General features: G+C 45.1%; 13 protein-coding genes. 6 read left to right on the top strand and 7 right to left on the bottom strand.

The window, feature by feature from the left end:
• Positions 1-83: 83 nt before the first annotated feature.
• Both AC27N8_RS17220 and gltX read right to left on the bottom strand, forming a co-directional pair.
• Complete coding sequence (locus AC27N8_RS17220) at positions 84-740, bottom strand: DUF6483 family protein (protein ID WP_487068625.1); 657 nt, start codon at positions 738-740, stop codon at positions 84-86.
• A gap of 90 nt (positions 741-830) precedes the next feature.
• On the bottom strand, positions 831-2,354 hold the full coding sequence (gltX, locus tag AC27N8_RS17215; protein ID WP_487068624.1) for a glutamate--tRNA ligase: 1,524 nt from the start codon (positions 2,352-2,354) through the stop codon (positions 831-833).
• Between the two features lie 328 nt (positions 2,355-2,682).
• Here gltX and AC27N8_RS17210 point away from each other — a divergent pair, with 328 nt between their 5' ends.
• Positions 2,683-3,285, top strand: a complete 603-nt coding sequence (locus AC27N8_RS17210) for a hypothetical protein (RefSeq protein ID WP_487068623.1) — start codon at positions 2,683-2,685, stop codon at positions 3,283-3,285.
• A 50-nt stretch (positions 3,286-3,335) separates the two neighbouring features.
• Here AC27N8_RS17210 and AC27N8_RS17205 read toward each other — a convergent pair whose 3' ends face one another.
• On the bottom strand, positions 3,336-3,872 hold the full coding sequence (locus tag AC27N8_RS17205; protein WP_487068622.1) for a bifunctional nuclease family protein: 537 nt from the start codon (positions 3,870-3,872) through the stop codon (positions 3,336-3,338).
• Between the two features lie 389 nt (positions 3,873-4,261).
• Here AC27N8_RS17205 and lexA point away from each other — a divergent pair, with 389 nt between their 5' ends.
• The 3 genes from lexA (at position 4,262) to AC27N8_RS17190 (ending at position 7,465) form a co-directional block, all read left to right on the top strand.
• Positions 4,262-4,906: a transcriptional repressor LexA gene (gene lexA, locus AC27N8_RS17200; protein ID WP_487068621.1), complete on the top strand. Its 645-nt coding sequence runs from the start codon at positions 4,262-4,264 to the stop codon at positions 4,904-4,906.
• A 464-nt stretch (positions 4,907-5,370) separates the two neighbouring features.
• Entirely contained in the window at positions 5,371-6,456 is a 1,086-nt protein-coding gene (locus AC27N8_RS17195; protein WP_487068620.1) for a hypothetical protein, read from the top strand.
• Between the two features lie 97 nt (positions 6,457-6,553).
• Positions 6,554-7,465 carry a DedA family protein gene (locus AC27N8_RS17190; RefSeq protein ID WP_487068619.1) on the top strand — a complete coding sequence of 304 codons (912 nt, stop codon included), beginning with the start codon at positions 6,554-6,556 and terminating at the stop codon, positions 7,463-7,465.
• A 73-nt stretch (positions 7,466-7,538) separates the two neighbouring features.
• Here AC27N8_RS17190 and AC27N8_RS17185 read toward each other — a convergent pair whose 3' ends face one another.
• The 3 genes from AC27N8_RS17185 to AC27N8_RS17175 all read right to left on the bottom strand — a co-directional run bounded on the left by AC27N8_RS17185 (position 7,539) and on the right by AC27N8_RS17175 (position 11,297).
• Positions 7,539-8,726: an AI-2E family transporter gene (locus tag AC27N8_RS17185; RefSeq protein ID WP_487068618.1), complete on the bottom strand. Its 1,188-nt coding sequence runs from the start codon at positions 8,724-8,726 to the stop codon at positions 7,539-7,541.
• A gap of 258 nt (positions 8,727-8,984) precedes the next feature.
• Complete coding sequence (locus AC27N8_RS17180) at positions 8,985-9,221, bottom strand: hypothetical protein (protein WP_487068617.1); 237 nt, start codon at positions 9,219-9,221, stop codon at positions 8,985-8,987.
• A gap of 516 nt (positions 9,222-9,737) precedes the next feature.
• Positions 9,738-11,297 carry an MFS transporter gene (locus tag AC27N8_RS17175; protein WP_487068616.1) on the bottom strand — a complete coding sequence of 520 codons (1,560 nt, stop codon included), beginning with the start codon at positions 11,295-11,297 and terminating at the stop codon, positions 9,738-9,740.
• 287 nt (positions 11,298-11,584) lie between these two features.
• Between AC27N8_RS17175 and AC27N8_RS17170 the strand changes: the two genes are divergently transcribed.
• Positions 11,585-12,304 carry a Nif3-like dinuclear metal center hexameric protein gene (locus AC27N8_RS17170; RefSeq protein ID WP_487068615.1) on the top strand — a complete coding sequence of 240 codons (720 nt, stop codon included), beginning with the start codon at positions 11,585-11,587 and terminating at the stop codon, positions 12,302-12,304.
• A gap of 426 nt (positions 12,305-12,730) precedes the next feature.
• Here the strand turns inward: AC27N8_RS17170 and AC27N8_RS17165 are convergent, their stop codons facing one another.
• Positions 12,731-13,405, bottom strand: coding sequence for a DUF4279 domain-containing protein (locus AC27N8_RS17165; protein WP_487068614.1), 675 nt, complete (start codon positions 13,403-13,405; stop codon positions 12,731-12,733).
• Between the two features lie 436 nt (positions 13,406-13,841).
• Here AC27N8_RS17165 and AC27N8_RS17160 point away from each other — a divergent pair, with 436 nt between their 5' ends.
• Positions 13,842-15,494, top strand: coding sequence for a site-specific DNA-methyltransferase (locus AC27N8_RS17160; protein WP_487068613.1), 1,653 nt, complete (start codon positions 13,842-13,844; stop codon positions 15,492-15,494).
• Positions 15,495-15,781: the final 287 nt, after the last annotated feature.

Here is a 15,781-nt window from a genome sequence, read left to right as displayed (position 1 = left end):
ACCAGTTAAATAATGTTAAGTAAGTGTAATTAGTGTAGTCAACAACATCCCATTTGTCTAGAGGAGATATTGAGATATCGCAGTTATGCTTGAAAATCTTGTAGTTGTTCAAGCCCCTCGTGTGCTTCCTCAAGAGAGAAATTTCCATTTTGTAGATCAAGTGTATTTTTTGTCAATAATCGCTGATAGAAGTCTCTTCCTTGTTCAAGCATGACCGTTGAAGGATCTTTTTCTAGATAATCAAACAAGAGATTTTCTGCCTGGGCATACATACCTATCTGCTCATAGTAACGAAAGATTTTCCTTTGCAGATAGGGAGGTAATTCGTAGTTTGCGAGTTTGCTCATTAAATCTTTAGCATCCTCATAAAGAGGAGAATCGAAGGCAACGTGTTCTTGATAGAGTAATTCTAGCAATAGATAGAGCGATTTAACATAGCGATAATAGCTTTCGTGACTATTATTCAAGGCATCATAGGCTTCTCCCTCTTCTTTGAGGAGAGCACTGATCCACAAACTAACCTCAACATTTATTTTGCCCATCGGAGAAAGGCTTTGCAGAAACATCTCGTCTGATAGAGAGTTGATAAAGCGCGAGGTCATGCCAGTAAATTTGAGCAGAAGATTATCGATAGTAAGCAGTTCATCTTCGTGGCGATTGCGCTTGCGTAAACCAACCAGGATAGAGATCTCATAACCGATTTGTTCTGCCAGGCGCAGAATATAATCCTTATTAATCATCAATGCCCTCGGATTCTCATCTTTGTCGATACAAGTGGAAAGGCACTCAGTCGAAGGGATGCCTTTCCACTTTTGTTCGATGCGTTGACCTTATACCAGCTTTGCGATTGCCTGCTCAATCCGCCGCACACAGACATCGCGTCCTAATACTTCCATCATTTCGAAGAGGGGCGGAGTAGCCGTACGCCCACTGACAGCGGTACGGATCGTACTAAAGAGTTGACCGGCCTTCAAGTTCAAGGTGCCCAGGAGTGCGCGTAGTTGTTCCTCCAGCACGGCATGCTCCCAGGTATCCAGGCCATTAAGCAGATTGAGCGTTTGCACTAACGCCTCTCGTGTACTCTCGGCATCCATTTTTTTCTGAATCAGAATGTCCAGACCATAATCGATCTCTTTCTCATAAAAGAAGGAGACAACATGGGCCGCCTCTCCCAGCGTCTTGAGACGCTCCTGTTCCAGTGCCAGCACACGGGTAGTATAATCGCGATCCAATGGACGTGCCACGCTATCTGGTAGTCCTCCCTCGGCTTCTGGGCTTTCCATATATGGCAACGTACGCTCGACCAACTCATTCAAAGAGAGTTTGCGAATATAGATACCATTCATCCACAAAAGTTTATCTGCATCATAGATGCCCGAAGAGACTCCAATCTTTTCGAGCGTGAAGGCATTGATGAGTTCCTCTCTGGTAAAGATCTCTGTTTTATCATCGTAGGCCCAGCCAAGCAAGGCGAGAAAGTTGAAAACAGCCTCTGGCAAAAAGCCCTGCTTCTTATAGTCTGACCAGGATGGGGCGTTGCGCCGTTTGCTGAGCTTCTTTTTGTCCTTGCCCATAACGTTGGGGAGGTGATAGAACAAAGGTGGCTTCCAGCCCAGGGCCTGATAAATCTGGACGTGTCGAGGCGCGCTGGATATCCACTCCTCGCCGCGCAACACATGGGTAATGCCCATGAGATGATCGTCTACCAGATTGGCTAAATGATACGGTGCTAAACCATTTGTTTTTAGGATCACGGTATCATCCAGATCTTTGTTTTTGAAAACCATGTCGCCATGTAACTTATCTTGCACGACAGTTTCGCCATCGACTGGCATGGCAAAGCGTACTGTCCAGGACTCACCTGCGTTCTCTTTGGCAGCCCGCTCGGCTGGAGTCAGATAGCGGCAACGTCGATCGTAACGTGGAGGTAGTTTATTGGCTATCTGCTCTTTGCGCATCTCGTCAAGACGCTCAGGCGTGCAGTAGCAATGATAGGCATGACCTGACTCAACGAGCTGGCTGGCGTATTGCTGATAAAGGGCTTTGCGCTGCACCTGATAATAGGGACCGTACGGTCCACCCACATCGGGTCCTTCATCGATATCCATACCCAACCATTGCAGACCATTTGTGAAATCTTCAACCGCCCCTTCAACCGTGCGTGCCAGATCCGTATCCTCAATACGTAGAATGAACTGTCCGCCACTATGACGGGCATAAAGCCAGTTGAATAGAGCCGTCCGAAAAGCACCAATGTGAAGAAATCCAGTAGGGCTTGGTGCGAAACGCAAACGAGGCCTGGTCGTCGCGTCTGATTGTATTTGCCCCACGGTGCGGTTGTCGATCTGTGTCATATGAAGAAATGTTCTCCTTCAGCTTCTTTACTACATTACCGATCTATTGTAGCATAGTATAATTATGCCGGATAGCATCTGCTACGGCCTTTTGCATGGATCTAAATGACCTCTTTTGAATACTCTTCTACGCATGGTGCATAATTACAACTACATCTTTGTCTGGCCGTACTATTCATTGATGAAAAAAGAAGACGTAAAATGAAACGGCATAACATATGTAATATATCGTTGCATTGCTATCCGTTATTGGTATAACATGAGAGCTAGCCGTTAGATCGGCGCATGATGCGTTTGGTTCAGAACTTGAATATCGAGGAGCGTGCATATGAACATAGGGTCTCGTCAAAAGAGCAAGGATGCGCTTGATCATCATGATTTGCCGACCGAGCCTATACCACTTCTTGTGCCTACATTGATCAATGAAACTTTGCCCGGGCAAGTCGATCCATTTGATTATACTACGATACCGGTAACATCATCTTATGCCCCGACGGTGCCAGCTCAAGCTCCGGGCTACCCGATAGGGCCAAAAGCACCTGCTTCGGCGGCCTATCCAGATCAGAACTTATCTGAAGAAGAAAGTGGATCAGCATCCCCAATGGTCTGGCAACTGGGGCGGATTATTCCTTTTTGGTTGCTTCCTTTGGGAGTTGGTATGTGTTTTGTGTGTATGCAGATCCTGTTGCTGGCGCGTTTTGTGGCAAAAGTGTGTGACCTTCCCACTGCTCTACCGTGGGTGAGAACTGTTTATACGCTGAGCGATGTGGCACTTTTACCGCTGTATTCGTTTCTGCCACCACTGACACAGGCGTTTTTTATGCGCATAGAGCCCTATACCTTGCTGGCGATTGTGCTCTATGGACTCTGCTCACGTGTGATTGTGCGTCTCTTAAAACTATTGGTACGGATGCGCTTTCGCTTGACCTAGATATAGCGGCCAGATCAAATGTATGATCTGCGATGAATATGTGCAAGAAATTAATCCTTGCCAAACTCATCTAACACATCCAAACTATTAATGAAATCGCGGTAGGCATCTAGATTTTCATCTTCAGCCGCAGCCTCAGTAGCTTTGCCTTCAGAATGTAGTGTTGAAGGCTGTGGGTCTTCATTTTGTTCGGGGACAATTCCTGCACGCTCCAGGACACTATCTTCTACAAAGATGGGTGTTTTGGTGCGTACCGCCAATGCGATAGCATCGCTTGGTCGAGAATCGATCTCCACATGACGTCCAGCGGCATCGAGAACAATCCGTGCGTAGTAGATTTCATCGATTAAATCGGAGATTACGATGCTAACAATTTTTGCATTGAGTTCTTCAAGAATGTTTTTTAAGAGATCATGGGTGAGTGGTCGGACTGAAGTTGTTCCTTGAAGCTCGACGGCAATAGCATATGCCTCCGCATACGCTATCCAGATGAAGAGATAGCGCTCTTGCTTCGTCGCTTTTAAGATGACCACTCGCTGCTGCGTAGCCAGGTTTATGCGCACGCTCTCAACTGTCATCTCTACCATAGTTTTTATGACTCTCTCTTTCGTGCATAGCTCCGTCGAATATCTCGTGCCCTTATTGTACACCTAGCGATAGAGTGGGTGCAAATCATCACGCCCTATAAGCTAGCTTGGCATATCTCAATGTCCCTCTTTAAGTGAGTATAACAAAACCTCTCTCGGCTGCCAAGTCCTTAATCATTTGGGCTGTATCAGTGCTATACCTCTTTCTGCCTCGTACCGTGTCAGGTAAGCTCGCTACGTCGCTTCTAGAATGGATATTTGAAAAATACGTTCAAAAAAAGCTTGTATTGAGTATGTGGTTGTGGTATTATCTTCTGGAATAGTCGTTCTAGTTTTTTGCTGTGTGGGGATGTTAGCTGAAGGTGTTCAGAAAGGCAGGAGACCATACTATGTCGTTGGAGCAAGCCAGCGAGATACAGCGTCGCATGTACGATTTCATTGTAAATTACATGAGATCTGAGGGGATGCCCCCCACCAATCGTGAGATTGGACGCGAATTGAATATTGCCAGTACCGGCCATGTTGACTATCATCTCACAATGCTGGAAAAAAAAGGCTTAATCTCTCGTCAAGCGAAAAAGAGTCGCGGCATTAAGTTGACGAAACAGACACATGAGGGTATCCCTGTCATAGGCACAATTGCGGCCGGTGAACCTCTGGATATCTACTCTGATACTACTGAGTCGGTTGACGTAAGCAGCAGTTTAGCCGAGACTGATAATTCTTATGCACTGGTCGTACGAGGTCGCTCGATGATCGAAGATCATATCTGCGATGGCGACTATGTCGTGATTAAACCTCAATCGACATGTCAAAATGGTGATATTGTTGTGGCTGTACATATGCAAGAAGGTGTGAGTGGGAGCGCGACGCTGAAGCGTTTCTTTCAGGAAAAGGATCATGATCGCGTCCGTCTGCAACCCGCAAATTCCGAACTAGATCCTATTCTCATCCCCAAGATCGTCTGGGACCGTGAATGGCAGATTCAGGGGAAAGTGGTCGCGATTTTCCGACAATGTTTTAGTGCTGCATAAGTAGAATTATCGTGTTTCTCTCTTGACGATACTATAACGACTATTCGCTTTTACAAGGTAGCTGAAAAGATTCAAGTTTCGTATGTTGCCTGGCACAGATGGATTGTGATGTTTGTCTGTCAGGATTTGAAGTGCATACGTAATAAACTTAATCTTGCGTTACCTTGTATTTTTATCTCTATTTTCATCTCCGTAACGCTTCTTAAATAGCTAAATGACTGGTACTCTTGTACTCTTCCCTCTAGTTTGGTATACTTGCTACGAACAGGCTAGTAGTATTCAGTAAGAATAGTGACTGGCTAACACAAAGAAAGTTTGCCTGCTATGTGGGGTGTTACGTTGTGAGGGCTTCTCCAAAAGAGTGGTAACGTGCGTTTATTTATTTGATAGCACTGTCTGGATGTCGTGGATGTGGGTGACGCAAACTTTCATGTGTTATGGTAGCTCGGAAAGGATACATGCTTTTGTTAAAGGCTGTTGCTGCGGCACTCGTGCTAATTGCAGGAGCCGCCGTGGTGCTCTGGTATGCTAATACTCTCAATTCATGGGTGCTTGGTGGTTTGATTGGTGGTTTAGCCGCTCTACTCCTCAGTATTCCTATCTCTCTGCTTCTTTTTTCCTATCTTTCTCACCGTTATGACAGGCGTCCCACTATGACCGATGATGGTTATGATGAGTCCGGCTTTCCCGGGTATGATTATGATGAAGTACCCGAACGCGTGATGAAAAGAATCTCTCTTGAAGTGGAAGATGAGTATCCGGCCTATCGACGTGGAGTATGGGGCGAAGAGTATGAAGAAGATGATCCCCAGTATTTGCCTGCTCCATCCAGACAACAACTTCCTGCTCCTCGTGCTATTGCTTCTGATCAGCAGTCAGTGCATCGACCCTCTTCTACGCAGCGCGGTGCTCGTGAGACAAGACAACTCCCCCAACGTGACTTAGAGTCAGATACTCGTATGCCGTCTCGGCGTACGAACAATCCAGGGTTTCCTGGCTATCAGACTGAGAAGACCCGTGGGCAATTTCAGTCGCAGGCGTTACGTATGGCACGTGAGGAAGCCTATCGTCGTTCAGAGAGAGAAGATGAGATTGATGATTTCCCCCCGCCTCGCTCACGACGTCCTGGCTCGCCACTACCTACCAGGAAGCTCGACTCTAACTGGAAGGAGAAGCCAGTTCATACTCATGGGTATCAACCACAACCAGAAGACCTGTTGGATGAGGAGGATGATTATTCTCGTGCACAGCAAAGGTATCCGCAGCGTGCACGGCGTGTCGTAGATGCGAACCCATCCCCCAATAGTCCTTATCGCACACCTTCAAATTCGGCCGCAGATCAGGCTCGTCAAATCGATCGCGAAGAGGATTCAGATCCAGGAGTTTCTAATCAGGCATCCATGTCGGGGGACCTGAAAAAGCCGCTTTTGCGGCGTGCACCCTATATGTACGACACTGATGCTTTGAAAAATGAGCTTGCTCAGCAAGTTGATCCGCCAGTTACTCGTCGTTCAACACGTTATCTTCCTATCAGGCGTGACGAAGAATAAGTATTTTGTGCCTCTATTTTGCCTTGATGGTTCTAGCCTCTTTCATAAAAATATGCTAGTATGAGTCAAAATTGCAAGCTTTACGAAGGAGGCATAAGTGGCTCAAATTACAGAATTACTGACTAATATCATCACTAACCTGTACATTTATACTGGCCTGGCTGGCATTGTTCTGGCTATGGCTATTGAGAGTTGTTGTATTCCGTTGCCTAGCGAAGTTGTTATCCCGGTTGCTGGTCTACTATTATCTCAGCATAAATTGCTGCCGGGGGTGAGCACGCCAGCTGGCATTGTTTTGATTGCTTTAGCTGGTGCCGTTGGCTGTCTCATTGGTTCAATTGCAGCTTATGGTATTGGTTATAAAGGTGGACGTCCGCTTATGTTGAAGTATGGACGTTATGTACTGATCTCACAGCATGATGCAGATATTGCTGATCGTTTTTTTCAACGCTGGGGTAGTGCCACAGCATTTTTCTCCCGCTTATTGCCGGTGGTACGTACCTATATTTCACTACCCGCTGGTATGACCAAGATGTCCTTTACGAAGTTTTGTATTTACTCCTTTGTTGGTTCTTTCCCCTGGTGCTTGCTGCTTGCTTATGCCGGCGTTGTTCTGGGAGGAAATATGGCCGTCATTGAGCCGTATTATAAAAGCTTTGAATATGTTGTCATCGTGGCCATCGTGATCTTAGTTGTGCTGTATGTCTGGCGACATGTGCGCAATGATCGCCGTGCCCGTGCTGAGCATGCCGCAGCCGCAGCGTTAGCCGCAACACAACCTCCAGTTAATGGTTTCCCACAGCAACCAGTCAACAATGGTATGCCTTCATATCAGCAGCAGCCACCAATCAATGGCAATACCTTTCCACAGCAGCCACAATGGAATCAGTCTCCCCAGAACTGGCAGCAATCACAGGGGCCGTCGCAGCCACAGCGGAACCCAAACCCAACGCCACAAGATTGGCAGCAACAACAAGGACCATCACAGCCACAGTCTCCTCGTCGATAAATAAAGTAGATCTATAGAAAAAGATCGGGACACTTCTCAAAAGAAGTGTCCCGATCTTTTTTGTCAGTGGGTGTCAGGTATTGATCTTTGGTATGCCACTCTCTGAAGTGGGGGTGTCAATTTCACGATCTGGTTTGGGAGCGGGCGCAAATTGTTCGGGAAACTCTTCTGGATGGCGTTCTTTCCATGAGGTCCAATAAGCTACCACCATCGTTTGTATGATGCCAGCAATCGGAGCTGCAAACAGGGCACCCGGGAGACCAAACAGGTCAGCGCCGATGAGTAACGCTCCGATAGAGATGATCGGGTGGATACCAACAGCCATACCTAAAATACGAGGAGCCAATATCTGTCCATCCAGGCCGCCTTGCACGATACCGGAAAAGATAACCGTGATCAAGGCAGTTTGCCAGCCTTTCGTCAAAAGAGTCAGGATGACTGCGATGCCGATGGAAATATAGGAGCCGATTTGTGGCACAAATTCTAAGATGAAGATGATGATTGCGATTAATGTCACATAGGGGACTCCAATGATGCTATAGCCAATCCACATGATGACGCTGATAAGGGTCGCCAGGATTATCTGTCCTCGTATGAAACCTCCCATCGTATGGTTGAGCGTGTCCAGAAAAAAATTAATATTTGGTCGTACACGCAAAGGAGTTTTTTCACGGAACCAGTGCATGGTCTTTCCACCAGTGAGCAGAAAGTAGACGCTCAAGGAGGTGACGATGATGGTATCGATGAGAATGATCGAGATCCCGTTGATCAAAGGGACGACGTTTCCTAAGATGGAAAGTGTATATTGTAAGACTTGCTGGCTCGAGTTGATGAGGTCGTTGGGCGAGATGTTCATTTGCGGTAGCTGGTTGATCAGAGGTTGTAGGCGGTCTATCAGTGCGGGGACATTTTTCTCTATTGTCACAATCAGTGTGGCTAGCTGCCCGATGGCGGTCAAGACCACAAAATAAATCAAGAGAATCGTTCCTGCCAGAACTCCCAGATAGACGATCAGGATGGCGATTGGCCTTGGCATGATACGTTCAATGATTTTGACTAATGGATAAATAACGTAGGCAATAAGTGCTGAAATGCCGAGAATCGCCAATGCGTTAAAAATCTTGCCCAGCACCATTAAGATGACGGCAAAAATGATCATCCAGGCCACAATCGTCAAAGCGATTAAAAATCGTCGTGTCCAGACTGCGGTAGGAGTCTCTTCGCTTTTTGGCTTACCTGGCTGGTCAAGCAGTGAAGACATAGTATTTACTTCTCCAGATTATTATGACTTACCCACAAACATCATACATTTATTATCCGATACATGATGTCTGTAATGCTATCCGGAAGGTACACCATTAAAAGATCACTGCATCAACCAAAGGATGTAATATGTCGGCGGATTTCGGAGTACGCATGCTTACAAACTATCATAAATCAACGCGCCATGAACCAGGGATGAAGCAGATGCTGTCCTCTAGATTTTATAGTGCGTTGATTTATGCATCTGCAATGATCTTTATGATCGGCTTTTCTCAGCGAGTGGACGCTGCTCAGCATCTTCCGTGTTCATTTTGCCTGCATACATATATGCATCATGACGTATGCTAAATGAGCGGACAATGCGATCATTTGGGCCTGGTCCCCCATTGGGAGACATGCGTTCACGGATGATAAAGACTTGTTCTGTTAGGGGTTGGACGTAGTAGCGATTTCTCATCGATAAGATCGCGCCGATGCCCTTGCACTTATGCATAGGGGAAAAAGCGCGCCTCCTTGCTTGATTGTGATACCCATCACAGCGATGCTGTGGGTGGCAAAAACGTAAGTAATTTCTTTTCGTCGGATATAAAGTTATAGTGGTTCCTCGGATGCCTATCCTGATCCAGGGTTTCGCGTTTGTGCGTAACTTTTTTATGCAATCTTCACTTATGGCGATGCAATGATCGCTGTGACTGGTGGATGGCACTGCTGGATTCCCGCTGTGTTTAAAACACAGATGATATGGTTTCTAACAATTACGCTTCCATGCAGAGAGATGTGTACACAAATATAGGTGAATCGCACGTTTCTGTGATAGGTATTGCTGTAAGCGTGTCTGGTACGAGGAACCTGGCTCATGAGAGCAAAGTTAATATAATTTAAGTATACAATATAATTTAAAAAAAAGCTAGCTACCAAGATTAAAAAAAGAAAGATGCTTTGGATAAAAAGAGCCTGAGAACGCATGCCATAGTATGTGCTCTCAGGCTCTTTCTGGGATCCAGGTGAACTAACTGGCCCGGCTAAACGTAGCGCCTTTGCCACGTGCAATAGCTGTGAAGATGCCAATGGCGGCGAATGCTGCACAGGCTAGTAATGCTGCATGGAAGCCACTATCGAACGTTGCCTGGAGCAGGCTGAGTCTCCCTGAGCTGATATGATGGGATTGCGTGGCCAGGAGGTTTCCCGCCAATGCTCCTCCGAAAGCTGCAAAGACCGTTCCTGCAAGCGCTACACTCAGACTCTGCCCAATCACACGTCCAGTTGCCAGTAGCCCTGAGGCTTCGCCCTGTTCCTCCTGAGCAGCCGATCCCATGATCGTACGCGTATTGGGTGACTGAAAGACTCCTTGCCCAATCCCTATCAGGATAAGTCGCCAGACAATGTCAAACATGCTGCTTTGTACGTTAATCTGTCCCAGCAAGAACAGTCCCAGACAAACGATAGCCAGTCCGAGCGGTGACAGCCACCGTGAGCCGATGCGATCCGCAAGCGCACCACTGAGCGGGGCTATAATCGCCATTGTGAGTGGCAACGGAGTGAGCATCAGTCCTGTCTGGATTGTTGAAAAGCCGCGAAGCTGCTCGAAGTAGAATGGCATGAGAAAGCCAGGAGCAAAGAGAGCCATCATACAGAGCATGAAACTAATATTTGCAAAAGCAAATGTATGATTCCTGATCAAGTGAAGATCAAGAATGGGATTCTTGATATGATTTTCTATATAGATCGTAATCACTAATACCAGCACCCCTAGCCCAAGTGAGCTTAAAAGACTGGGTGAAAACCATCCCCATTCCTCGCCGAAGGAGAGTCCGAGGGTAAGCGAAGCAAGACTAATCGCTAGCAATACTGCTCCCAGCGGATCGAAGCGTTGTAGCTTTGTCTCTGGACGCTTCTCACGATAAAAGTAGAATGCCGCTAATAAAACTATCATGCCTATTGGAACGTTCACATAAAAAATCCAACGCCAGGTCAAATATTGGGTGATGATTCCTCCAATAGTTGGCCCCGCGCTAACGCCCAATGATACCACTACTGCGTTGAGGCCAAGTGCCAGACCTCGCTCATTCACAGGGAACGTACTGGTAATCATAGCGATGTTGACTGAAAAGATGAGTGCTCCACCCAGGCCTTGAAAGAGTCGGGCTATGATGAGCAATAATAGCGTTGGTGCCATGCCCGACAATGCCGATCCGATGATGAAAACAATCAAACCAGTCAAAAAAATAGGCTTGCGTCCAAGCATATCGGCAAGACGACCAAAGGTCAGCAAAGATGCTGCAATAATAACCAGATAACCAATAATAATCCACTCAATCTGACCGCTGATGCCTACGTGGAATGTTTGTGAAATGGCTGGCAAACCAATATTGACAATCGAACCATCGAGCGTCGTAATAAAGCCACTCAACGCCGCCAGTACCAGGATCGCCCACTTGTTGACTGGCAAATTTTGCCGCGCATCAATTGTCTTGTCTATAGGTCGCGCTACGTCTGAAAGATGGTGTGCTTCGCCAGAGCAATTTGCCTGGACATTTTCGATCAGGGCCTTATTTTGGGCCTCATACATTCTTCTCTCTCCTCCACTTAATAAGATAACGTTTTCTACCACACTCTTAATAACAACTTCATCGATGAATATCATCCCTTTCTCGCAATTTGCTCAAATTTGATGATTGGGATTGTTAGTTTTTTCGAAGTGCCAAAGCGTATGAAGCGGCTTGAGAGAACGTGTCATACATAAATTAAATGACCCTTTTTGGATCTAATCGACAGTCTATAAAGTTGGGCATAAGAATAAGCTCAAAGGTCTGTATGTTGAGCCGCAAGCATAGAAATTCCAGAGGTCAAATGATAATGCTTTTTCTGACAGACATAGCAACATATCTGGATAGTTATCTGGGAAGTGCACGCTTCTTGCACGATCAAAATGGCGTATATCTCCCATCTCGTCGATCAATCAAACGCATTGGATTAGCGTTGGAACCATGGCCAGAGATCGGTTCATGGATACGTCAGGAGCAACTGGACGCGGTTTTTCTGCATCGCCCTTATCGTCTTGATCTGCGGCTGCTGCCAGCTGATCTCGGAGTACTGTCATACCATCTTGCCTTCGATCTCACCCTGACATTTGGAGTAAATCTACGCCTTGCTGATGTCCTACAGATGACAAATCTGACTCCTTTCGCCATCAAAGACTCTATTCCGCTTGGCATGCTGGGAGACATCTCTCCAGTTATGCTAGATATCTTCCTCTTATATCTGGGAGATGTCTTTGGTGTCCCTCCAGACATCGACACAAAATACGTCGAGACCGTCCAACGCATTGCCATCGTTGGTGCCATGACTGATGCCTTCATTCGCGATGCCGCCACACGAAATGTCCAATTGTACATCACGGGACAATTTCGGCAGTCCGCCAGAGTCGCAGTGCAAGAGACTCGTATGACAGTCGCTATTATCGGACACTCCATCGGAGAATATTGGGGCCTTCAAGCGCTTGCAGGTGTGCTCCATGAGCACTGGGCACAACTTGAGGTTGTGATTGCCGAGCAGGATCGCGTATCTGGTAAGTAAGCCAAAAAGAAGAAAAGGAAGTCCGGCGGTGAGGAGTACGTATGCAAGACCATTGCGAGACAACAGAAAGGAAGGGATGCATCTTGTTGCCGGACCATATGGAAACTATAAATTGTCCGCTCCTGAGATACAAGCTTCGATACACTAAAACGAACCTGCCCGCTATGTATCGAGCCCCATTGTATCAAGCTTCAGCGGCAGTCAAAGTATCAGGAATGCTACCATCAAAAGTACTATGCCGTTCTTTTACATACGTCTTAAATACATGTTTTGTTAACTGAAATATTTTTACTCTCAATGTTCTGCTATGGAGATGCAAAGAGTGCTATGCTGCAAAAGTTGGTTGTGGAATAAGTTCACCGGCAAGAAGTGGATTAAAGTCCTACTCCTTGCCTTGCCAAGTGATAATGATGCTGTGTATGATTATCACTCTTCTAAATCAGGACCTCCTGCGTATAAGTCAACGTCTACAGATAGATTTAAAGTTGCTAGTCCCTGTATCGTTTCTGGATTGAAATGCATCCCCCCCATCTGATCCTTGTATCCCCAATAAGCTATGTTTATTCCCATACCAGCTATGGTAGATAAGGCGTTTAAGCTAGCTTTATAGGGCAATAATAATTTGATGAGAGTGAGTAACTTGTCTTCTACTTCACCAGTCTCCTTTGGGTAAGGTTGAATATCAAAGCCATTATGCCTGGGTATTGCTAATTGGGTCCCTTTTCCCCTTTTTTCCCCTTTCTCCCAGGTCTTGGTAGGTTCTATACCAATAACTAGATTGAGAATGTCTGCCAGGCTATGTTCTTCAGATGTGGCTATAAAATAAACGCGATTCCTTGCAGATGTGCCTACCATTCTTACAGATATTTGAGGCTCTAAATCGAGATAAACGACAATATAGTAGCGTTCTCCCTCAATGGGAAAGTAGGCTTCAGCATAAACTTCATCAGGTTTCTCTTCTTCTCTGAGAATGATGTCTTCAACAACTGGAATATTTTTTTTACATACGACTTTATTTACCGCCAGGAACTGCTTGGTGACTGCAAGTGTAGGATTGAGTATTTCCGCGATAGCAACATTTTGTATTTCTTGTTCCTTCACAGAAAATTTTCTCTCCTATCTAAATTTCTTTTCCAATTTGTTCTTATTTATAGTTTGGCTCTCAGTGACTACAATGACATCTTAGGCTACAAAACAAAGCCGCCTGTGAAGCGGTTTCACAAGCGGCTTGAGTGGTGGAGATGGGGGAGAGTTGAACTGTTTCATGCATTTTTTTAGGTATACTTGCAACCTTGCTTATTTGCATCGTTGAGCACGACCTTAATAAGTATATTTCTAAATATTTCTATGTTAATAAGTATATTTCTAAGTTTTAAACTGTCTTTAAACTGTCATTTTTTTTAAACCATTTGGCTCAGGGAAATGTAACTGAGAGCTTGAAAGAAGATTTAAATGTAAGTCTTTAGCGACCGGGCTTTTATTGACATTGCTGATAGTCGGGTATATGATGCTGGAGTATACGGAGGGAGGCCGAAATATGACAGTACCGCCTATCACTGAGAATACCCTATTTTATGGGGATAATCTAGATATTTTGTGTCAATATATTGCTGATAATAGTGTTGACTTGGTTTATCTTGATCCACCTTTTAATTCAAGTCGCAGCTACAATGTATTATTTAAGGATGAAGGTGGAAAAGATAGTGAAGCTCAAATCACAGCTTTTGAAGATACATGGCATTGGAACCATATAGCAGAACAAACTTATAATGAGCTGAGAACTCAAGCCCCTGACCACATATCTAAAATGATAGAAGCTTTATGTAGTTTTATCGGCCGTAATCAGATGATGGCATATCTAGTAATGATGGCAGTTAGATTAACTGAACTACATCGTGTGCTTAAGCCTACGGGTAGTTTGTACCTACATTGTGATCCGACGGCTAGTCATTACTTAAAGATCATGCTTGACGCTATTTTTGGTGTGCGTCATTTTCGTAATGAGATTATTTGGAAACGTACAAGCTCTCATGGAAATGTGAGTACTACTTATGGGGATGTAACTGATACTATTCTCTATTATGCACGAGGCGATAAACCAACATGGAATCAGGTGTACGTACCATATACACAGAAACATATAGAAAACTCATTTAATCAAGTTGATCCTGATGGCCGTTATTATACTACCAGTGACTTGCGTAATCCTAGTTATCGACCTAATCTGGTTTATGATTATAAAGGCTACAAACCACATCCTAATGGATGGGCAATTAGTCAGGTGAAAATGGAAGAATATGATCGGCAAGGCAAGCTTTGGTTTCCGACTTCCAAGGATGGACGTATACGCTTGAAACGTTATCTTGATGAATCTCCAGGTCATCGCATTCAGAATTTATGGGATGATATTCCCCCAATTAGCTCTCAGGCCGCAGAACGTCTTGGATATCCAACACAAAAACCGCTGGCATTATTAGAACGTATCATTAACGCTAGTAGCAATCCTGGTGATATAGTGCTTGATCCTTTTTGTGGGTGTGGAACTGCTGTTGCAGCTGCTCAAAAGTTAGATCGTAAATGGATAGGTATAGATATTACACATTTAAGCATCGCTCTTCAGAAATACCGTCTAGAGGCGATGTTTCCTGGTATCAAATTTAAGGTACGAGGTGAGCCGACTGAACTTGGCGCAGCTCGTCAATTGGCTCAGGAGGACCGTTATCAATTCCAATGGTGGGCGTTATCTTTAGTTCGAGCTAAACCACTTGGCGGCCAGGCTGGAAGTAGAGAAGGGAAAAAGGGTACTGATAAAGGTATTGATGGCGTGATTGCTTTCATTGACGATATTACTGGCAAAGCTAAACGTGTACTTGTTCAGGTGAAGTCCGGACATGTAAAATCGGGTGACATCCGTGATCTACGAGGAACTGTACAGAGGGAACAGGCTGCTATAGGTGTATTTCTTACCTTAGAAAATCCCTCTCGTGATATGATTACTGAAAGTATAAGCGCTGGTTTTTATCATTCAGATGGTTGGGGTCAGGATTATCCAAGCATTCAAATACTTACTATTGATGATTTGTTGCATGGGCGAGTTCAACTAAAGATGCCACCCCAATTTGGAACATTTAAACAAGCATCAAGAGTACAGGTGCGTATAGCTGAGCAACCTGAACTGGGATTTGGTTAGGGATGGCTGTAGCACACTTTACTTAAAGTAAGGATCAAAATCAAAGTAGCCAAGTAGAAAGAATGAACACATATAAGGTTAGTGAATATCTTATATGTGTTTTTATTATGGCTTTAGAAACGGTCCGAAGGAGAGATTGTACATCAGTTGTTTCTGACTATTTCTTGTGGGTTTCCTCACGCTCTAAAAGGGCGTTTATGATGTTCGTTGGTATGCCTGTTGTTCGCAACATTTTTTTATGTTGTCGTACAAATTGTCGTATAAGTTTTAGCCTCAAATCTTAAATG

The sequence above is a fragment of the Dictyobacter sp. Z7_2 genome, assembly GCF_057551105.1.
This window is presented reverse-complemented; position numbering and strand designations above follow the sequence as displayed.

What these genes read in the sequence shown, in the direction of transcription:
- AC27N8_RS17160 (WP_487068613.1), top strand. Translation starts at nt 13,842, where the DNA reads ATGACAGTACCGCCTATCACTGAGAATACCCTATTTTATGGGGATAAT.
- lexA (WP_487068621.1), top strand. Translation starts at nt 4,262, where the DNA reads ATGTCGTTGGAGCAAGCCAGCGAGATACAGCGTCGCATGTACGATTTC.
- AC27N8_RS17175 (WP_487068616.1), bottom strand. Translation starts at nt 11,297, where the DNA reads ATGTATGAGGCCCAAAATAAGGCCCTGATCGAAAATGTCCAGGCAAAT.
- AC27N8_RS17210 (WP_487068623.1), top strand. Translation starts at nt 2,683, where the DNA reads ATGAACATAGGGTCTCGTCAAAAGAGCAAGGATGCGCTTGATCATCAT.
- AC27N8_RS17185 (WP_487068618.1), bottom strand. Translation starts at nt 8,726, where the DNA reads ATGTCTTCACTGCTTGACCAGCCAGGTAAGCCAAAAAGCGAAGAGACT.
- AC27N8_RS17170 (WP_487068615.1), top strand. Translation starts at nt 11,585, where the DNA reads ATGCTTTTTCTGACAGACATAGCAACATATCTGGATAGTTATCTGGGA.
- AC27N8_RS17205 (WP_487068622.1), bottom strand. Translation starts at nt 3,872, where the DNA reads ATGGTAGAGATGACAGTTGAGAGCGTGCGCATAAACCTGGCTACGCAG.
- AC27N8_RS17220 (WP_487068625.1), bottom strand. Translation starts at nt 740, where the DNA reads ATGATTAATAAGGATTATATTCTGCGCCTGGCAGAACAAATCGGTTAT.
- AC27N8_RS17180 (WP_487068617.1), bottom strand. Translation starts at nt 9,221, where the DNA reads ATGCATAAGTGCAAGGGCATCGGCGCGATCTTATCGATGAGAAATCGC.
- gltX (WP_487068624.1), bottom strand. Translation starts at nt 2,354, where the DNA reads ATGACACAGATCGACAACCGCACCGTGGGGCAAATACAATCAGACGCG.